Here is a 19,164-nt window from a genome sequence, read left to right as displayed (position 1 = left end):
GGCTGACTAGCATCGACCCTGATGGAGCTACTGGAGCGCGCGAACACGCTCGCCACCCTGGACCGGCTGCTGGTCTCCCCCGGCGGCGCGATCGCGCTGGTCGCCGGCGAGGCGGGTGCCGGCAAGTCCGCAGTGGTCAACGCGTTCGCGGCGACGGCCGCGCCGCGTGCCCGGGTGCTCTGGGGCAGCTGCGACCCGCTGTTGACGCCGCGGGCACTCGGCCCACTGCACGACATCGCCCGTCAGGTCGGCGGCGTACTCGCGGAGCGACTGACCGCGCTGCACGCCGCGGCGGAGGCCGAACGCCGCGGCACGGTGTTCGACGCGCTCCTCGATGAGCTGACCGATCCCCGGCGCGGGCACCGGACGGTGATGGTGGTGGAGGACGCGCACTGGGCGGACGGGGCCACGCTGGACCTGATCGCGTACCTGGGGCGGCGGTTGGCACGCCACCCGGCGCTGCTCGTGCTCACCCTGCGCGACGACGAGGTCGGAGCGGAGCATCCGCTGCACGGCGTGCTCGCCGGCCTGCCCCGGCCGCTGGTCCACCGGCTGCCGCTGCCCGCCCTGTCCACGGACGCCGTCGCGGCGCTGGCCCGCCGCGCCGGCCGCGCCCCAGCCGGGTTGTACCAGGCCACCGGGGGCAACCCGCTGCTGGTCACCGAGGTGCTGGCCGCGACCGGTCCGGGTGTGCCGCCGACCGTACGCGATCTGGTGCTGGCCCGGCTGGCCGCGCTGTCGCCGCCGGCGCGGGAGGTCGCCGCCCTGGTCTCGGTGGTTCCGTCCCGGGCCGAGCCGTACCTGCTGGTCGATCATTCGCCGGCCGCCGTGCAGGAGAGCCTGGACCTGGGCGTGCTCGTGCCGGCGGGGAACGGGGTGGCGTTCCGGCACGAGCTGCTGGGCCGGGCGGTGCGGGAGTCACTGTCCCCGGTGCGCCGGGCCGCGCTGCACGCGGCCGTGCTGGCCCGGCTCACGCCACGGGCCGACGTCGACGCCGCCCGGCTGGTGCACCACGCACACCACGCCGACGATCCCACGGCGGTGCTGCGCTGGGCCCCCGTGGCGGCACAGCGGGCGAGCCGGGCGGGCGCGCACCGGCAGGCGGCGGACCATTACACCGTCGCGCTCCCGCACGCCGCGGGTCTGCCGCCGCCGCGCCGTGCCGAGTTCCTGGAGGCGTACGCGACCGCGGCATATCTGGCCGGGCTGGGCGCGCAGGCGCTCGCCGCACGGCGGGACGCGCTGACCCTGCGGGAGGCCGAGGGCGATCCGCTGCGGATCGGCGAGAACCTGCGCTGGGTGTCCCGGCTCTGCTGGTGGACCGGGGACAGCACGGCAGCCCGGGCGGCGGGCACCCGCGCGGTCCAGGTGCTGGAGTCCGCGCCACCGGGCGTGCAGTTGGCCATGGCGTACAGCAACATGTCGCAGCTGCTCATGCTCGGCGACGACGTCGACCGGGCCATCGACTGGGGTGGCCGGGCCCGGGAGCTGGCCCGGCGGCTCGGCGACGCGGAGACCGAGGCCCACGCGCTGGTCAACGTCGGCTCGGCGCGCCTTCAACGCGGCGACGTCGCCGGCGTCATCGAGCTGGAACGCGGGCACACCCTGGCCGCCGCCCACCACCTCGACGACCACGCGGCCCGCGCGCTGGTCAACCTCGCCACCGTGACGGTGGACTGGCACCGGTTGGCGCCGGCTGCCGAGGCGCTCGATCGCGCCCTGCACTTCACCACCACGCGGGACCTCGACGGGTACGCCCGCCATCTGCTCGGCTACCGGGCCCGGCTGCGGCTGGCCACCGGGGACTGGTCCGGTGCCCGCGCCGATGCCGAACAGGCGTTGAGCGGCACCGAGCAGCCCGGCGCGAGTCTGGCCCCGGCACTGGTCACGCTGAACCGGCTGGACGCCCGGCGCGGCGGCCCGGCCGGGCCACACCACCTGGACGGCGCGACGCGCTGGGCCGCGCAAAGCCGGGAACTCCAGTTCGTCGTGCCGGTGGCCGCGGCGCTGGCGGAACGGCACTGGCTGGCCGGCGAGCCGACACGGGCAACCGCAGAGCTGCGCCGGGTCCACGGGCTGGCGGTCGAGGCCGGACAACCGTGGTTCGCCGGGGAGCTGGCGTACTGGCTGTGGCGGTCGGGGGAGCCGGTCGGCGACACCGCTGCGCTGGCATCCCCGTACCGGCGGCTGATCGAGGGCGACTGGGCCGGTGCGGCCGAGGAGTGGCAGCAGCTCGGCTGCCCGTACTCCCGGGCCGAGGCGCTGGCCTGCGGCGACGACGCGGCGGCCGGCGAGGCGCTGCGGGTCCTGGACGGGCTTGGTGCGGTCGCCGTGGCCCGGCGGCTCCGGGCCGAGCTGCGCGGACGCGGCATGGCCCGGGTGCCGCGGGGGCCGCGCCCGGCGACGGCCGCAGACCCGACGGGCCTGACCGCCCGGCAGCGGGAGGTGCTCGCGCTGGTCGCCGAGGGGTTGAGCAACGCCGAGATCGCCGCCCGGCTGTCGCTCTCCACCCGGACCGTCGGTCACCACGTGTCGGCGGTGTTGGACAAGCTCGCGGTGCCCAGCCGTGGTCAGGCGGCCGCGGCGGCCCGCCGGCAGGGCCTGGTGCCGCCCAACATAGGTGTTTCTGCCGATCCCCCGGTGCAGCGCGCCACCTAGCGTCGGTGGCACAGCGATCCGTCCAAAGGGGGACCACACAATGACCACCGCACTCGACCTCAGCGCCGTGAAGGCACGCCAGCAGGTGACCTGGGCCAGCGGCGACTACGGCGCGGTCGCCGCGCTCATCCACCCGATCGCCGAGTGGCTGGTGGCGGCGGCCGACCTGCCGGCCGGCGCCCGGGTGCTGGACGTGGCGACCGGCACCGGCAACGCCGCCATCGCCGCCGCCCGCTGCGGCTGCCTGGTGACCGGCGTCGACTACGTACCCGAACTGCTGGAGCGTGGCCACGCGCGGGCCGCGGCGGAGCGGCTGCCGGTCACCTTCGTGACCGGCGACGCGGAGCGGCTGGCGTACCCCGATGGTTCCTTCGACGCGGTGCTCTCCGTCGTCGGCGTGATGTTCGCGCCGGACCAGGAGCAGGCGGCGGCGGAGCTGCTCCGGGTCTGCCGGCCCGGCGGCACTGTGGCGTTGGCGTCGTGGACGCCCCAGGGGTTCATCGGAGACCTGTTCCGCACGGTCGGGCGGCACGTGCCGCCGCCGGCCGGGCTGCGCCCGCCGGTCCAGTGGGGCGACGAGGGCCGGCTCCGCGAGCTGCTGGGCGGGTCCGTGGGCGAACTGCGGGCGGTACGCCGTGACTTCGTCTTCCGCTTCGGCACGCCCGAGGAGTTCGCGGACTTCTTCCGGGCCAACTACGGGCCGACGCTGAAGGCGTTCGAGGCGCTGCCCGAGGAGCGACGCCCGCAACTGCACGCCGACCTGGTGGAGCTGGCCCGGACGCACAACAGCGCCAGCGACGGCACGGTACGGATCCCGGCGGAGTACCTGGAGGTGGTGGCGCAGCGGACGGCGGCATGACCCGAGGGGAGCGCACCGGGCGTGGCGTCAGTCCTGCCGCTCGGTGCGCTCGATCTCGGCGAACGCGGTGGCCAGGTAGCCGTCGAGCGGCCGGCCGGCGGTCGTCAGCAGGTCGGCGACGAGCAGCGGGGCGTGCCGGGCGATCGCCGCCGGGCCCGGCGGGTTGTCGTCGTCGCCCGGGTCGTACACACCGAGCGCACCGGCGAGCAGCACCAGCACCACGTGCGGGTCGACCTCCGGAAGCCAGCCGGCGGCCGAGCGAACGCAGACCTCCAGCACCTGGCGGACGTCGTCGCCGTCCAGCCCGTCCGGATGTGTCTCCTCCAACAGCAGCCGGACCGCCGCGCCGAGCACCAGGCCGGACCGGTCGGCACCGGTGAGCCGCTCCACGGCCGCCCCGTACGCCGTGGGGTCGCGCTGTTGTGCGGCGGCGACGGCCTCGCCGGCCGCGACGGCGATCTCACGGGCCGGTGCGGGCAGGTGTCGCCAGGTCACGGTCACCGGGCCAGCATGGCAGAGCGCACCGACAGCCGGGCGCGGGCACCGACCGGACTGGAGGGACCCGGTCGTGTGCTCCGTCACGGACCCACCGGCGGGTGCGCGGGGAGCACGGTAATCGGTTCGCCAACCGTCACACCCGACGAACAGAATGCCGGACATGCTGCGTCGCTCCCTCCCCCGCCGTTCGGAAGCTCGCCGGATCCTCGTCGGCACCCTGCTGTCGGCGATCGGGCGCGGGCTGACCCTGCCGTTCCTGTTCATCTACCTGACCGACGTGCGCGGGCTCACCGACACCCGCGCCGGCCTGGTGATCGGTTGGTACGGCGCGGTCACGCTGGCCCTGTCGCCGCTGGGCGGGACGCTGATCGACCGGTTCGGCGCCCGCCGGGTGGTGGTGCCGTGCCTGTTGGTCGAGGCGGTGGGCACCGGCTCACTGGGGCTGGTCCACTCGACCGGCTCGGCGCTGCTGGTGATGACGGTGATCGCGATCGGCAGCTCGGCGATCTGGTCCGGGCAGAACACGATCCTCGCCTCGCTGACCGACGACGGCGAGCGGCAGCGGGTCTTCGGCCTGAACTTCGCCCTGCTCAACCTCGGTATCGGTATCGGCGGCATGACCTCCGGCGCGATCATCGACACCGCCCGACCCGGCACCTTCCAGGTGATCTACCTGCTGGACGCGGTGAGCTACCTGATGCCGGCGCTGATCCTGCTCACCCTGCCGGGCGTCGGCCACCGTCTCGGCAACCGCCGGACGCGTGGCGAGCCGTCGGCCGGTGGCTACCTGACCGTGCTCCGCGACCGCCCGTTCCGCCGGCTGGTGATCTTCGGCCTGGTCCTCACCACGTGCGGGTACGCCCAGATCGAGGTGGGCTTCGCCGCGTATGCCGTGCGGGTCGCCGAGGTGAACCCCCGGGTCGTGGCCTGGGCGCTCGCGGCCAACACCGTGATGATCGTGCTCGCCCAGCTGCTGGTGATCCGCCGGATCGAGGGGCGCAGCCGCACCGCCGCGCTCGCGGTGGTCGGTGCGGTGTTCGCCACCGCCTGGTTGGTTCTCGGTGCGGCCGGCCTGGTCAGCGCCGGAAACGCCCTGGTGGCCGCCCTGTGCGTGGTGGCCTGTTCGGCGATCTTCGGCTTCGGCGAGACGATGCTGTCGCCGGTGATGCCGGCGCTGACCAACGCGCTGGCCACCGATGAGCTGCGCGGCCGGTACAACGCCATGAGCTCGATGATCTTCGGAGTCAGCGGCGTGATCGGTCCGGTGACCGCCGGTCCACTCATCGGTGCCGCCAACGGCATGGTCTGGGTGGCGGTCGTGGTCGGCGGCTGCCTGGTGGCCTCGCTGGTGGCGCTCTCGCTGCGCCGGCTGCTCACCGCCGCGCAGGACGGGCGGGTGACGACCGGCGCGACCTCCCCCGAGCCGGCACCCGCCACCGCCTGACGAGCGGGCAGGGACGGGTCGGGCCCCGGAGCGGGTGCTCCGGGGCCCGATCGTCGCGGGGTCGCCCGTCAGGCGGCGGGGACCTCGGCGGTGGTGCGGATCCGGTCCAGCGTCGGAGCGGAGACCGGCGACTGCGCGGTCAGGTACGCCACGAACGCGTCCAGGTCGATCTGCCCGGTGACCAGGTTCGTGCCGCCGGTGAGGGCGCTGAACCCGTCGCCGCCGCCGGCCAGGAAGTTGTTCACCGTCACCCGGTAGGTGGCGGCGGTGTCGACCGCGGTGCCGCCGAAGGTGAGGCTGCCCCGGACGACGCGGGTGCCGACGCACGGGTCGGCGGCGGTGCCGGTGGTGCCGTCCGGGTCGACCACGTAGCCGACCGTCGCGGACGGGTACAGCGTGCGGCCGGTGACGAACTGCTGCTCCAGCACGCAGTAGAGCTGTGCGCCGGTCAGGTCGAGCGTCACCAGGTTGTTGGCGAACGGCTGCACCGTGAACGCCTCCTCATAGGTGACCGGGCCGGCGTCGAGGTCGGCCCGGACGCCGCCCGGGTTCATGAACGCGGCGACCGCCCCCTGCTCGTCGTCGGTGGCGGCGAGCTGCGCGTCGGCGATCACGTTGCCCAGTGCGGATTCGCCCATGGCCGTACCGAAGAGGGTCTCCTGGGCGCGGGTGATCGCCTGGGTGGTCTCACCGACCTGACGGTCGGCGACCGGGCCGAGCACGGTCTTGTACCGGTCGATCAGAGCTGTCTGCTTCGGGTCCTTGGCGACGTCCCGGCTGACCACGACGTTGTTCGCCGCGGCGGAGATCACGTCCCCGCTCCGACGGTCGATCTTGAGGTCGATGTCGGTGACCAGGCGACCGAACGAGCTGGCGCTGGTGACCAGCTTGCCGTTGATGTCGCAGTTGTACGCCTGGTGGGTGTGCCCGCTGACCACCACGTCGATCGACGGGTCCATCCGGTTGGCGATGTCCACGATGGGGCCGGTCATGCCGACGCAGTCGTTGATGCCGCCGGTCGCGGCCTGGGTGCCACCCTCGTGCAGCAGGACGACGATCGTCTCCACGCCCTTGCTACGCAGCTCGCGGGCGTACCGGTTGGCGGTGACCGCCTCGTCGGCGAAGGTGAGGCCGGCGACGCCCTGCTGGCTGACGATCTCCGGGGTGCCCTCCAGGGTCATCCCGATGAAGCCGACCTTGACGCCCTGCACCTTGTGGATCGCGTACGGCGCCATCAGCGGCTTGCCGGTCGCGGTCTTGAAGGCGTTCGCGGACAGGTACTTGAAGCTGGCGCCCCGGTACGGGGTGCCGTCGGCGCAGCCGTCCACCGGGTGGCAGCCGCCGTTCTGGATCCGCAGCAGCTCGGCGGCGCCCTCGTCGAACTCGTGGTTGCCGACGCTGGCGTAGTCCAGGCCGGCCATGCTCAGAGCCTCGATGGTCGGCTCGTCGTGGAACGCCGCGGAGAGCAGCGGGGACGCGCCGATCAGGTCACCGGCGGCGACCGTGATGGTGTTCTTCTTCTTGGCGGCGGCGCGCAACTCGGCCAGGTGGGTCGCCAGGAACTCGACGCCACCCGCGGCCTGCCCGGCGATGGTGCCGCTGGAACCGCTCGGGGGTTCGAGGTTGCCGTGGAAGTCGTTGAGGGCCAGCAGGGTGACGTCGACCGGCTTCGGTCCCGCCTCGGCCTGCTCGGGGGTTGTGGCGACCGCGCCGAACGCGGCCAGCGCGAGTGCGGTCAGGCCGACTGCGGCCCGACGCATCCCGGGGATGGACATGGAACTCCTCGTGAGAATCGGCGCGTGCGGTGCCCGGACTGTGGGTCGACCGGGCCGCCGACCGACGCCATCGGAAGGGTCGATCGCGGATGCTGGCGGTGGGGATCGCCGCCCGCCCGGACAGCCTCTCATCCAGACGCCCACCGGTCGACCCGGGCAGCACATCGGAGCTGCGGATACACCGGGTGGCCCCCGAATCGGCAGCCGGATGGCGTCGACCTGACGTCGAATGACGAGGGCCGTCCGAGCCGGTCGGACACCGGTCCAGAGAGGACACGACCGACGGTCACCCCGCGGCGACCGCCTCGGTGACCAGCGCCGCGACGGCGTCGCGCGGCCAGCCGTCCACGACCCCGGGGCGCTGCGCCAGGTAGCCGACGATCCGCTCGGCCGACCAGCCGTGCGACTCGTGCAACCCTCGGGCGATCATGCCCAGGTAGACCGGCGCCGGTGGACGGCAGCGCACGGCGGACGCCGGCTCCGGTGCGGTGAAGGTGAGCATCGGGACTCCCGCGCGGTGACCCGGGCAGACCAGCGTCTCGTAGCGCCCCGGGCCCAGCGTGGACCGCCCGTCGACGACGGCCGCGTCGATCGCCGCGCCGGTCGCCCGGGTCAGGTCGGCGGCGTGACCTGCTGGCCGGTACATCTCCTGCGCCGCGATGTCGGTGAACTGCTCGAGGGTGACCAGGTAGGCGCGGGCGGCGGCCACGCCCGGCAGCTGCGGGTCGTAGAACGCCATCCCGCCGGTCCAGGCGCCGGACTCCCCGGCGAAGTAGATTCCACCGGGCAGCGACACCGGCACCGATCGGCTCGGTGGGCGGCGGTCCCGGCAGCCCGGGTAGGTCCGCCGCCCACCGGGCGGGCAGCCACCGCCGATGTACCACGCCAGCCGGGCGGCGTGCATGTTCGAGCCGTAGGCGACGTACCAGACCAGCCGCTCCTCGGTGTCGACCACGACGGGCGCCCTCAGAAGCCGCAGGTCTGGCCGGCGGAGTGGCTCACCTGCACGGTGTGCGTCACGCAGCCACCCGGCTCCACCGAGTGCAGCAGGAAGGCGGTCGGCTCGGCAACCCAGCCGATCAGCTCGTCGGCGCTCATGGTGAGCGTGCTCTGCCGCCAGGTGCTGGGCGCCACGGTGAGCACCGTGCCGGCGTACCCCGTGGTGACCGGACGGTGCAGGTGCCCGGCGGCGACCCGCACGACGTGCCGGTGCCGGACGATCACCTCGGCCAACGCGTCCCCGTCGGCAAGCCGGATGGCGTCGGCCACCGGGATGCCGACCGCGACCGGCGGGTGGTGCAGACAGACCACCGCGGGCACCTCGGGCCGCCCGGCCAGCACGCCGTCGAGCCAGCCGAGCTGCTCCTCGCCGAGCTGGCCGCCGTCGCTGCCGGGGATGAGCGAATCGAGCACCACGACGGTCGCCGCCGCGTGGTCGACGTGGTAGTAGGCGGAGAATCCGCCGCCGAGCCAGGGCGTACCGCCGAAGGCGTCGAGCAGGGACTCCCGATCGTCGTGATTGCCGGCGACCAGGTGCACCGGCAGCGGGAACCGGCCGATCAGCTCGCGGAGCACGGCGTACTCGTCGGGTCGGCCGTGGTCAACCAGGTCGCCGGTGATCACCACGCAGTCCGGTCGGGGCCGCAGCGCCAGCACCCGGCCGAGCGCACCGTGCAGCCCGGCGGCCGGCTCGGCGGCGAGCACGCCCGTGGTCAGGTGGGGGTCACTGAGCTGGGCGATGAGCATGGGCTCGCCTCCTCGGTGCCGGAAACTCCACGCTATCGCCGGCCGGCGCCGCCCGGGGTCCCGCGTCGCCCACAGGCTGCGTCCACAGCCTGTGGATGGCACATGTGTACGAAGCCCGGCCGGCCCCGGACAGCCGTGGGTACGCTTGATCGTGCGGCTTGGCGCCGGCCGGCCCCTCCCCTACCTGGAACGACGTGCGAGTGGATCATCAGCGACTCATCCGTGACGTCACCGTCCGCCTGCCGATGGCGTCGAGCGCGCAAGAGGCCTGCCGGTGGACGGTCGCCGCGCTGTCCCGCTACACCCCGGCGACCATCTCCGTGCTGCTCCAGGTCCACGACCGGCTGCGCTGCGTCGCGGCGACCGGCGCCTGGCAGGTCTTCGCCACCGTGCCGCCCGGGACCGGGATCGTCGGCCGGGTGTACGCGACCGGCGCCCCAGCCGTCGTCCCGGATGTCACCGCCGACCCGGACTACCTGCCGGTACGCCCGGACGTGACCGCCGAGCTGTGCGTGCCGGTGCTGGATCCGTCCGGCCGCGCGATCGGCGTGCTCGACCTGCAGTGGAGCGGGCCCGTCGACCTGGAGCCGTGGCGGGAGACCGCGCAGCGGCTGGCCGCCCGGCTCGGCGCGCGCATCGTCGCGCTCGGCGGCCCGCCGGCGGAGAGCCGCAGCGAGAAGCTGCTCCGGCACGCCGCCTCGCTCTCCTCCGCGCCGACCGAGTGGGAACTGATGGGCGCGGCGAGCTGCGCCGCCCGGGAGGTCTCCACCCTCTCCACCGCCGTGCTGCTGATCGCCGGCCCGGAGGGTGCCCTCCTGGGGCCGTCGCCGCTGGCCCCCGGCGAGCTGGAGACCCGCATCCGGGCCGAGCTGACCGAGGCGGGCCCGGCGGCGCTCGGCCGGATGGTCGACCGGGCGCACCGGTACGGCGCCGGATACACGCTGGGCGAGGCGGGTCAGCCACCGACCGAGGACTACCGGCCGTTGACCCGGGCCGGGGTGCGCACCCTGGTCGCCGTCCCCGTTGGTCCGGCGGACGCCGGCGGGGTGCTGCTGGTAGCCGACGAGCGGTTGCTGCGCCCGGACCCGACCACGGTCAGCCTGATGGAACTGCTCGCCGGGCAGGCCTGGACCAGCCTGGACCGGCTGCGCACGCTGGCCCGGCTACGGGAACAGGCCAGCTCCGACCCGCTGACCGGACTGCGGCACACCGGCCCGTTCGGGCAGCGGATCGCGGCCGCCACCCCTGGCCGTACGGCCCTGCTCGCGATCGACGTCGACGGCTTCAAGACGGTCAACGACACGTACGGCCACCAGGCCGGCGACCAGGTGCTGGTCGGGCTGGCCCGGGCGCTGGAGGGGGCACTGCGGCACGGCGACGAGCTGTACCGGATCGGCGGCGACGAGTTCGTCGCGGTGATCGAGGTGAGCCGCCCGGAGGAGGCGGTGCGGATCGCCGAGCGGCTGACCGAGGCGGCCCGGCGCACCGGCCGCACGATCAGCGTGGGCGTCGCCCTACCCCGCCCCGGCGAGTCGCCCGACCTCACCCTCCGCCGCGCCGACCAGGCCCTCTACGCCGTCAAGCGCCAGGGCCGCGACGGCGTCCACCTCTCCGCCGCCTGACCCGCCGCGCGCCCCTCCCCTCCCCTCCCCGTCCTCCCGCCGCGCCGCGCCGCGCCCCCGTCCCCAGCCCGCGTCGATCTAGGGCATATCGCCGCGAGTTGATCTCCTGCCGCAGCGATATGCCCTAGATCGACGGGGCCGGGCGGGGGGCCCGCGGGGCGCGGCGCGGCGGGGGCGGCGGGGCGGGGCGGGGAGAGGGGAGAGGGGCGCGGGGGTTTAGGCGGTCAGGTCCTTGGCCAGGAGTTCGGCGATCTGGGCGGTGTTGAGGGCTGCGCCCTTGCGGAGGTTGTCGCCGGTGATGAAGAGGTCGAGGGCGCGCGGGTCGTCGAGGGCGCGGCGGATCCGGCCGACCCAGGACGGGTCGGTGCCGACGGCGTCGATCGGCATCGGGAACTCACCGGCGGCGGGATCGTCGACCAGGATCACCCCGGGGGCGTTGCGCAACGCCTCGCGGGCACCCTCGGCGTCCACCTCGGTGGCGAAGACCGCGTGCACGGCCACCGAGTGACCGGTCACCACCGGCACCCGGACGCAGGTGGCGGAGACCTTCAGGTCGGGCAGGCCGAGAATCTTCCGCGACTCGTTGCGGACCTTCATCTCCTCGGACGACCAGCCGCCGTCGGCCGGCGAGCCGGCCCAGGGCACCACGTTGAGCGCCATCGGCGCAGGGAACGGCCCCAGGTCGTCGCCGACCGCCTGCCGCACGTCGCCGGTCCGTGAGCCGAGCCCGCGGCCCCCGGCGACCTTGGCGAGCTGGTCGTGCAGGATGTCCACGCCGGCCTGACCGGACCCGGACACCGCCTGGTAGGAGGCGAGCACCAGCTCCCGCAGGCCGTACTCGCGGTGCAGCGGTGCGACCGCGACGATCATCCCCAGGGTGGTGCAGTTGGCGTTCGCGATGATGCCCCGTGGCCGGTTGCGGACCTGCTCCGGGTTGATCTCCGGCACCACCAGCGGAACGTCCCGGTCCATGCGGAAGGCACCGGAGTTGTCCACCACGATGGCGCCACGGGCGACGGCGACCGGCGCCCACTGGGTGGAGACCTCGTCGGGTACGTCGAACATCGCCACGTCGACGCCGTCGAACGCCTCCGGGGTCAGCGCCTGGACGACGAGCTCCTCGCCCCGGCAGCGCACCCGCCGCCCGACCGAACGCTCCGAGGCGAGCAGCCGGATCTCGCCCCAGACGTTGCGACGCCCGGTGAGCAGCTCACACATGACGGTGCCGACGGCACCGGTCGCTCCGACCACGGCGAGGGTGGGCAGCGCCGTCATCGGCGCTACCTACCCGTCCCCGCGTAGACCACGGCTTCGGTGTCGCCGCCCAGCTCGAACGCGTCGTGAATGGCGCGGACCGCGGCGTCGAGGTCGGTGTCCCGGCAGACCACGGAGACCCGGATCTCGGACGTGGAGATCATCTCAATGTTTACCCCGGCGGCGCCGAGGGCGGCGAAGAAGCCGGCGGCCACACCGGGGTGCGAACGCATGCCGGCGCCGATCAGCGAGACCTTGCCGACGTGGTCGTCGTAGAGCAGGCCCTTGAACTTGACCGGCTCCTGGATCTTGCTGAGCGCGGCCATCGCGGTCGGGCCGTCGGTCTTGGGCAGGGTGAACGAGATGTCCGTCCGGCCGGTGCCCTCGGTGGAGACGTTCTGCACGATCATGTCAATGTTGATCTCGGCGCCGGCGACCGTGTCGAAGATCCGCGCGGCGGCACCCGGCTCGTCGGGCACCCCGACGATCGTGATCTTGGCCTCGCTGCGGTCGTGCGCGACCCCGGTGATCAGTGCCTGCTCCACGGAAAGGTCCTCCATCGATCCGGTGACCATCGTGCCGGTGTTGGTCGAGTATGACGAACGGACGTGGATCGGCAACCCCGCCCGCCGGGCGTACTCCACGCTACGCAGGTGCAGGACCTTCGCGCCGCACGCGGCCAGCTCCAGCATCTCCTCGTACGTGATCAGCCTGATGTGCCGGGCGTTGGGCACGATCCGCGGGTCGGCGGTGAAGATGCCGTCGACGTCGGTGTAGATCTCGCAGACGTCGGCGTGCAGCGCGGCGGCGAGCGCGACGGCAGTGGTGTCGGAACCGCCCCGGCCCAGCGTGGTGACGTCCTTGGTGTCCTGCGAGACGCCCTGGAAGCCGGCCACGATGACCACCGCGCCCTCGTCGAGCGCGCCCTTGAGCCGCCCGGGGGTGACGTCGATGATCCGCGCGCGGCCGTGCACCGAGGTGGTGATCACGCCGGCCTGCGAGCCGGTGAACGAGCGGGCCTCGTACCCCAGGTTGTGGATGGCCATGGCCAGCAGCGCCATGGAGATCCGCTCCCCGGCGGTGAGCAGCATGTCCAGCTCACGGCCCGGCGGCAGCGGGCTGACCTGGTTGGCCAGGTCGAGCAGCTCGTCGGTGGTGTCACCCATCGCGGAGACCACCACCACCACGTCGTCGCCGGCCTTGCGGGCGGCCACGATGCGCTCGGCCACCCGCTTGATGCGCTCGGCGTTGGCGACGGAGGACCCGCCGTACTTCTGCACCACGAGTGCCACGACGGTGCACTCCCTCCCAGTCACCCTGAGCGTGCCGACGCCGCCGGAACCGGGGCCGGCGGCGTGTGTCAGACCCCTTGAGGGTATCCGTCGGGTAACGACGCCGGGTCAGGTGATCCCACCATCCGGCCCGCCCGGGCCCGGCCGTGCCGGTCGCACCAGGTCCGGACGGGTACGCGGCAACGCCCCGTCCGACACGCCGGGACGAGCCCGTACGCGTCGGCACCCACCAACCGCCCGCACCCACCAGAATGGGCCGGTGCCCGTCCTCACCCGCTCGGCCGGCCGCGTGCTCGGGCCGCTCGTCCTCGCCCTGCCGGCACTAATGGTCGCCTGCACCACTGAGCAGCCACCGGCTCCACCGCCCGCCGATCCGGGGTCGGTCGAGGTGGACGCCGCCCGGGATGAGCTGGCCGCGCTGGCCGCGGCGGCTCAGGACCGTCACCTGGTGGCCCAGTACGTGTACAGCCAGGCGGGTCAACCGGATCGCACCATCGTGTTCACCAGCGCGAACGACGGCAGCTGGCGGGTGGATGTGCCGGGGGGCGCCCTGGGTGGCACCGCCGATGTCTCGATGGCCAGCACGGCCGACGGGCTGTTCCAGTGCGCCCTGCCGTCGGCCGGTCATACCGGGTCGGCGAGTTGCGTACGCCTGGGTGATCGCGACGACGCGATCCCACGCCGGTCGGACCCCCGGGTCCAGCACCTGCTCACCGACTGGCTGAACGTTCTCACCGACCGACGCGCGCCGTTGGCTGTCGCCCCGGCCAACGCGCCCGAGGGCCTCACCGGCACCTGCTACTCGGTGGATTCCACCTCGGCGTCGCTCAACGCACCGCTGGATGTGGGCATCTACTGCTACGACCAGGACGGCACGCCGACCGGCGTCCGGACCGGGGCCGGGACGCTGCGGCTGGCCGCTGCACCCGGCCCGGCACCGGCCACCGTGCAGCTGGCCGGCCCGGTGGTCATCGACCGGGAGCCGCTCGACACCGCGGCGCCGCCGACCCCGGACCCGCCGGAGAGCCCGAGCGCGGGAACGCCCTGATCTTCGTCCCGTTACGGGTGCTCTTGCCCACATTTAACCACCCCATCCTGAGGGGCGAATCACCCATACAGAACGATCCGGTGTATGGCCGACCTCACCCCGCTGCTCGCCTACCGCTGGAGTCCACGAGCTTTCGACCCGGGCGCCGAGCTGACCCCGGAGGAGTCCGCCTCGCTGCTTGAGGCCGCGCGCTGGGCACCGTCGGCGGAGAACGGGCAACCCTGGCGGTTCGCCCTCGGCCACCGCGACGACGAGACCTGGAAACGGATCCTGATCAACCTCCCGGTCGACGACCAGATCTGGATCCGGCACGCCGCGACCCTGGTGGTCGGCGCCCACACCGGCCTCGACACCGAGCGGGCCGCGTACGACCTGGGGCAGGCGGTCGCCCACCTGACCGTGCAGGCCACCGCGCTCGGGCTGCACGTGCACCAGCTCACCCGGTTCGACCGGGCCGGCCTCTCCACCGAGCTCGACCTGCCCGGCGGCGTCCGCCCGTTGGTGGTCGCCGCCGTCGGCCGACTCGGGGACCCGTTCGCCCTTCCGGCCGAGCTGCGGGCCCGCGAGACCGGCCTGCGTCGCCGCCGTCCGGTCGCCGAGCTGCTGCTGCGCTGATCGAGCGCCGGGGTCACCCGCCCCGGCTGGCCCGGACGAGGACCGCCGCGGCATCGGTGTTGTGATAGCGCACGTGCCGACCCTCGCGGGACCGGGACACCAGGCCGGCGCCGTGCAGCGCGGCCAGGTGCTGGGAGACGTTTCCGGCGGACATCCCGGTGAGCCGGGCCAGGTCGGTGGTGGTCAGCGCCGTCTCGAGCAGGTACAGCAGCGCGGTCCGGCCCGGCCCGATCACCCGTGCCAGTGGGTCGCCGGACGGCGGCGCGGCCGCCTCCCAGAGCGTCCCGACGGCACGGACGGGGTACGCGCCGGCCGGCAGCGAATCCTCCAGCAGGTTCCACAGCACGTGCTGCTCGGTGAACACCGTCGGGTTCAGCGCCAGCCCACGACCGCGGAGGTCGAAGTCCCGCTCGAACGTGTCGTCGCTGATCACCCGGTCGCCGTGCCAGCGCAGGCTCGGGTGGAGCTGCTCGAAGAACCGACCGGCGCCGCTCTCGGCGAGCTGCGCGGCCCGGTACGCCACGTCGGCGTCGAGCAGCGCCCGCATCCGCGGCCAGTCCGGGGCGATCGCTTCGTCGTACCAGACCCGCACCGCGTCTACGACCTGCGGCAGCAGCCCGCCGGGGTCGGCGAGCAGCGCCCGCCCGAACGGGCTCAGCGGTTTTTGCCAGGTGGTCGACAGCAGGTCCTGGACCACCACGGCCGGCGGCGTCGCGGCGATCTGGTCGAGCTGCTCGGCCATCTCCACGTTCGGTCGGGCCGCGGGGGTGAGGAAGTCGGGCAGCCAGCGACCCGGCACGACCAACCCCACCAGAGGTCGGACCCGGTCGGCCACCTCGGGACGACGCACCGTCACCCGGGCCCGGTCGATCCAGGGCAGGTGCACCGCGTAGCGGACCGGGTTGGCCAGCGCCCACATGCTCATGACCGTCTCGTTGGCCGGAGACACGGCGAGCCGCACTCCCGCCACGTCGGCCAGGCTGAACCGCAACTCGGACACACGCCCCCCAGGAACAGGATTCGGTCCAGCCTAAAAGACTCGACCGGAACGATGGGGGCCCGCTTCACTCCTCGGACATGGGGACCAGAGAAACCATCCGTACCGCCGTTCGAGACGTCGTACCGCCGGCCGGGCTGACCCGCGCCCTGGCCGTGCAGGCCATGGTCTACGCCGTCGGCAGCGGCCTGTTCCACGCCGGCAGCGCCGTCTTCTTCACCCGGGCACTCGGGCTCAGCGCCGCCCAGGTCGGGTTGGGGCTGTCCATCGCGGCGGGGGTGTCGCTGCTGGGCACGGTGCCGCTGGGTGGGCTCACCGACCGGTACGGGCCGCAGCGGGTCTGGGTGGTGGGGCTGGTGCTCAACGCGGCGCTGTTCGCGACCTACCCGTTCGTGGGCGGCTTCGCGGGGTTCCTCGCCGTGGTGGTGGCGCTGGCCGCCGTGGACGCCGCTGTCGGCGTGGCCCGGCAGGTCTACTCGATCAACGCGCTCCCGCCGGCCGAACGGGTCACGGCGATGGCGTACCAGCGCTCGTCGCTGAACGTCGGCTTCGGGCTCGGCGCGGTGATCAGCGGCCTGGTGCTGGCGGTGGACACGATCACCGCGTACCGGGGAATGGTCTGGTTCATCTCGACGGTCTTCCTCGTGACGGCCCTCTTCGTGCGGCGACTGCCCCGGCTGCCGCAGGTGGCCCGACCGGCGGAGCCGATGAGTCGGCTCGACGTGCTGCGGGACCGGCCGTTCATGGCGGTGTCCCTGGTGTCCGGGCTGCTCACCGCGCACGGGGTGCTCTACCTGACGGTCATGCCGCTGTGGATCCTCACCCGCACCGACGCCCCGAAGACGATGATCGCCGGGCTGGTGCTGCTCAACACCGTCCTGATCGTGCTGCTCCAGGTGCGTGTCAGCCGGGGCGCGGACACCGCGGTGGGCGCGGCCCGGGCCTCCCGTCGGGGTGGACTGCTGATCGCCCTGTTCTGCCTGGTCCTGCCGATTTCAGGCGTCACTCGGGGCGCGCTCACAGTGGTGGTGCTGGTGGCCGCCGCGTTGCTGCTGATCCTGGCCGAGCTGATCGAGTCGGCGGGCACCTGGGGGCTCACCGCCACCCTGCCGCCGGCCGACCAGCGCGGTGCGTACGTGGGGGCGCTCGGACTCGGCGTGCAGGTCCAGTACCTGATCGCCCCGGCGGGGCTGACCGCGCTCGGGGTGACCACCGGCGGGTGGGGTTGGTTACCGACGGCAGCGATCTTCGTGCTGGTAGCGGTGGCGATCGTGCCCGCGGTGGCCTGGGCGCAACGGACGCCGCGGCTGGGTGCCGAGGCCGCGGCGCCGGCCATGGCCCCGGTCCCATAATCCGGACCTACCTTCCCACCCTCCGTTTCATCACGTAGGGTGACCTGGTCATGTGGCAGGCGCTCGTTCTCCTTAGCCGCCGCGACGAGGCCTGACCGGCCGGCACCTCGTCGCGGAGTCGCATCGCGCCGTCCAGCACATCCGAACTTCTTCTCGGCACCGCCGCGCACCGTTGCCCGGCATCCCGCCGACACCTTCCGATCTGCTGACGCCACATGTTCCAGGGAGCACTCTGAGATGGCTCAACCTGTCACCGACGCTGAGACCGATCCGATCGCCCGGCAGCGCCCGAGTCGGATGCCGTACCACCGCTACCAGCCCTACCGCGAGCAGTTCCGGGTCGACCTGCCGGACCGCAGCTGGCCCACCCGGCACGTCGACGCCGCGCCGCGCTGGTGCGCCGTGGACCTGCGGGACGGCAACCAGGCGCTGATCGACCCGATGTCGCCCGAGCGCAAGCGCCGGATGTTCCAGCTGCTGGTCCAGATGGGCTACAAGGAGATCGAGGTCGGCTTCCCGTCGGCCAGCCAGACCGACTTCGACTTCGTGCGGCAGCTCATCGAGCAGGACATGATCCCGGACGACGTCACCATCCAGGTGCTCACCCAGTGCCGGGAGCACCTGATCGAGCGCACGTTCGAGTCGCTGCGCGGTGCGAAGCGGGCGATCGTGCACTTCTACAACTCGACCTCCACGCTCCAGCGCCGGGTGGTCTTCGGCCTGGACCGGGACGGCATCACCGACATCGCCACCTCCGGCGCCCGGCTCTGCCAGAAGTACGCCGAGATCCACACGCCGGACACCGACATCCACTACGAGTACTCGCCGGAGTCCTACACGGGCACCGAGCTGGAGTACGCGCTGGAGGTCTGCGCCCGGGTGATCGACGTGATCGACCCGACGCCCGACCGGAAGCTGATCATCAACCTGCCGGCCACCGTCGAGATGGCGACGCCGAACGTGTACGCCGACTCGATCGAGTGGATGCACCGGCACCTGCCGCGCCGGGACAGCCTGGTGCTCAGCCTGCACCCGCACAACGACCGGGGCACCGGTGTGGCCGCCGCCGAGCTGGGCCTGCTCGCCGGCGCGGACCGGATCGAGGGCTGCCTGTTCGGCAACGGCGAGCGCACCGGCAACGTGGACCTGGTGACGCTGGGCCTCAACCTCTTCTCCCAGGGCATCGACCCGATGATCGACTTCTCGAACATCGACGAGGTCCGGCGGGCCGTCGAGTACTGCAACCAGCTGCCGGTGCACGAGCGCCACCCGTACGCGGGCGACCTGGTCTACACCGCCTTCTCCGGCTCCCACCAGGACGCGATCAAGAAGGGCTTCGACGCTCTCACCGCCGACGCGGCGGCCGCCGGCGTACCTGTGGACGAGCACACCTGGGCGGTGCCCTACCTGCCGATCGACCCGAAGGACCTGGGCCGTACCTACGAGGCGGTCATCCGGGTCAACTCGCAGTCCGGCAAGGGCGGCGTCGCGTACATCATGAAGAGCGAGCACCAACTGGATCTGCCCCGCCGGCTCCAGATCGAGTTCTCCGGCGTGGTGCAGCAGGTCACCGACCACGACGGCGGCGAGGTCGACCCGGCCGCCATGTGGGAGATCTTCGCGACGCACTACCTGCTCGACCACCAGCCCGACCCGGCCGTACGCCTGGCCGGCTACACGATCGGTACCACAGACGGCAAGGTCGAGATCGAGGCCCAGGTAGGCGTGGGCGCCGAGCAGCGGTCGCTCGCCGCGGTCGGCAACGGCCCGATCGACGCGTACGTCAACGCGCTCCAGTCGGTCGGGGTGGGCGTCCGGGTGCTCGACTACCACGAGCACGCGCTCTCCTCCGGTGGGGACGCGCAGGCCGCCGCGTACGTGGAGTGCGAGGTGGACGGTCGGGCGGTCTGGGGCGTGGGCACCGACGCCAACATCGTCACCGCCTCGATCAAGGCGGTCACCAGCGCCGTCAACCGCGCCCGCAGCTGAACGCCCCATCCCGGC

General features: G+C 73.2%; 15 protein-coding genes. 8 read left to right on the top strand and 7 right to left on the bottom strand.

Annotated elements, in window-relative coordinates; translation table 11 throughout:
* The first annotated feature begins 21 nt into the window (after window positions 1–21).
* The gene (locus GA0070607_RS33795) at window positions 22–2,658 is read left to right on the top strand and encodes an ATP-binding protein (RefSeq protein ID WP_089018590.1); all 2,637 of its coding nucleotides are present in this window, start codon (window positions 22–24) and stop codon (window positions 2,656–2,658) included.
* Between the two features lie 40 nt (window positions 2,659–2,698).
* Window positions 2,699–3,517: a class I SAM-dependent methyltransferase gene (locus tag GA0070607_RS13935; RefSeq protein WP_089018589.1), complete on the top strand. Its 819-nt coding sequence runs from the start codon at window positions 2,699–2,701 to the stop codon at window positions 3,515–3,517.
* Window positions 3,518–3,544: 27 nt separating this feature from the next.
* On the opposite strand, the gene GA0070607_RS13930 is transcribed toward GA0070607_RS13935, so the two are convergent.
* Window positions 3,545–4,018: a hypothetical protein gene (locus tag GA0070607_RS13930; protein ID WP_089018588.1), complete on the bottom strand. Its 474-nt coding sequence runs from the start codon at window positions 4,016–4,018 to the stop codon at window positions 3,545–3,547.
* Between the two features lie 157 nt (window positions 4,019–4,175).
* Between GA0070607_RS13930 and GA0070607_RS13925 the strand changes: the two genes are divergently transcribed.
* Window positions 4,176–5,459: an MFS transporter gene (locus GA0070607_RS13925; RefSeq protein WP_089021846.1), complete on the top strand. Its 1,284-nt coding sequence runs from the start codon at window positions 4,176–4,178 to the stop codon at window positions 5,457–5,459.
* Window positions 5,460–5,527: 68 nt separating this feature from the next.
* Here GA0070607_RS13925 and GA0070607_RS13920 read toward each other — a convergent pair whose 3' ends face one another.
* The 3 genes from GA0070607_RS13920 to GA0070607_RS13910 form a co-directional block, all read right to left on the bottom strand.
* Complete coding sequence (locus tag GA0070607_RS13920; RefSeq protein WP_089018587.1) at window positions 5,528–7,234, bottom strand: bifunctional metallophosphatase/5'-nucleotidase; 1,707 nt, start codon at window positions 7,232–7,234, stop codon at window positions 5,528–5,530.
* Window positions 7,235–7,520: 286 nt separating this feature from the next.
* Window positions 7,521–8,189: a histone deacetylase gene (locus GA0070607_RS13915; protein ID WP_231931029.1), complete on the bottom strand. Its 669-nt coding sequence runs from the start codon at window positions 8,187–8,189 to the stop codon at window positions 7,521–7,523.
* 11 nt (window positions 8,190–8,200) lie between these two features.
* Window positions 8,201–8,980: a phosphodiesterase gene (locus GA0070607_RS13910; protein ID WP_089018586.1), complete on the bottom strand. Its 780-nt coding sequence runs from the start codon at window positions 8,978–8,980 to the stop codon at window positions 8,201–8,203.
* Between the two features lie 245 nt (window positions 8,981–9,225).
* On the opposite strand from GA0070607_RS13910, the gene GA0070607_RS13905 reads away from it, so the two are divergent.
* Window positions 9,226–10,602 (top strand): sensor domain-containing diguanylate cyclase, encoded by a 1,377-nt coding sequence (locus GA0070607_RS13905; protein WP_408630905.1) that lies wholly within the window; start codon window positions 9,226–9,228, stop codon window positions 10,600–10,602.
* 216 nt (window positions 10,603–10,818) lie between these two features.
* On the opposite strand, the gene GA0070607_RS13900 is transcribed toward GA0070607_RS13905, so the two are convergent.
* Window positions 10,819–11,877 (bottom strand): aspartate-semialdehyde dehydrogenase, encoded by a 1,059-nt coding sequence (locus tag GA0070607_RS13900; RefSeq protein ID WP_089018584.1) that lies wholly within the window; start codon window positions 11,875–11,877, stop codon window positions 10,819–10,821.
* Between the two features lie 5 nt (window positions 11,878–11,882).
* Window positions 11,883–13,148: an aspartate kinase gene (locus GA0070607_RS13895; RefSeq protein ID WP_089018583.1), complete on the bottom strand. Its 1,266-nt coding sequence runs from the start codon at window positions 13,146–13,148 to the stop codon at window positions 11,883–11,885.
* A gap of 259 nt (window positions 13,149–13,407) precedes the next feature.
* Between GA0070607_RS13895 and GA0070607_RS13890 the strand changes: the two genes are divergently transcribed.
* On the top strand, window positions 13,408–14,196 hold the full coding sequence (locus GA0070607_RS13890) for a hypothetical protein (protein WP_231931027.1): 789 nt from the start codon (window positions 13,408–13,410) through the stop codon (window positions 14,194–14,196).
* Window positions 14,197–14,280: 84 nt separating this feature from the next.
* Window positions 14,281–14,811 carry a nitroreductase family protein gene (locus GA0070607_RS13885; RefSeq protein ID WP_089018582.1) on the top strand — a complete coding sequence of 177 codons (531 nt, stop codon included), beginning with the start codon at window positions 14,281–14,283 and terminating at the stop codon, window positions 14,809–14,811.
* 13 nt (window positions 14,812–14,824) lie between these two features.
* Here the strand turns inward: GA0070607_RS13885 and GA0070607_RS13880 are convergent, their stop codons facing one another.
* Window positions 14,825–15,811 (bottom strand): ArsR/SmtB family transcription factor, encoded by a 987-nt coding sequence (locus GA0070607_RS13880; RefSeq protein ID WP_089018581.1) that lies wholly within the window; start codon window positions 15,809–15,811, stop codon window positions 14,825–14,827.
* Between the two features lie 77 nt (window positions 15,812–15,888).
* On the opposite strand from GA0070607_RS13880, the gene GA0070607_RS13875 reads away from it, so the two are divergent.
* Both GA0070607_RS13875 and leuA read left to right on the top strand, forming a co-directional pair.
* Window positions 15,889–17,160 carry an MFS transporter gene (locus GA0070607_RS13875; RefSeq protein ID WP_089018580.1) on the top strand — a complete coding sequence of 424 codons (1,272 nt, stop codon included), beginning with the start codon at window positions 15,889–15,891 and terminating at the stop codon, window positions 17,158–17,160.
* Window positions 17,161–17,397: 237 nt separating this feature from the next.
* Window positions 17,398–19,149: a 2-isopropylmalate synthase gene (leuA, locus tag GA0070607_RS13870; protein ID WP_089018579.1), complete on the top strand. Its 1,752-nt coding sequence runs from the start codon at window positions 17,398–17,400 to the stop codon at window positions 19,147–19,149.
* The last annotated feature ends 15 nt before the right edge of the window (window positions 19,150–19,164 follow it).

The organism is Micromonospora coriariae (genome assembly GCF_900091455.1).
Lineage (GTDB): Bacteria > Actinomycetota > Actinomycetes > Mycobacteriales > Micromonosporaceae > Micromonospora > Micromonospora coriariae.
This window is presented reverse-complemented; position numbering and strand designations above follow the sequence as displayed.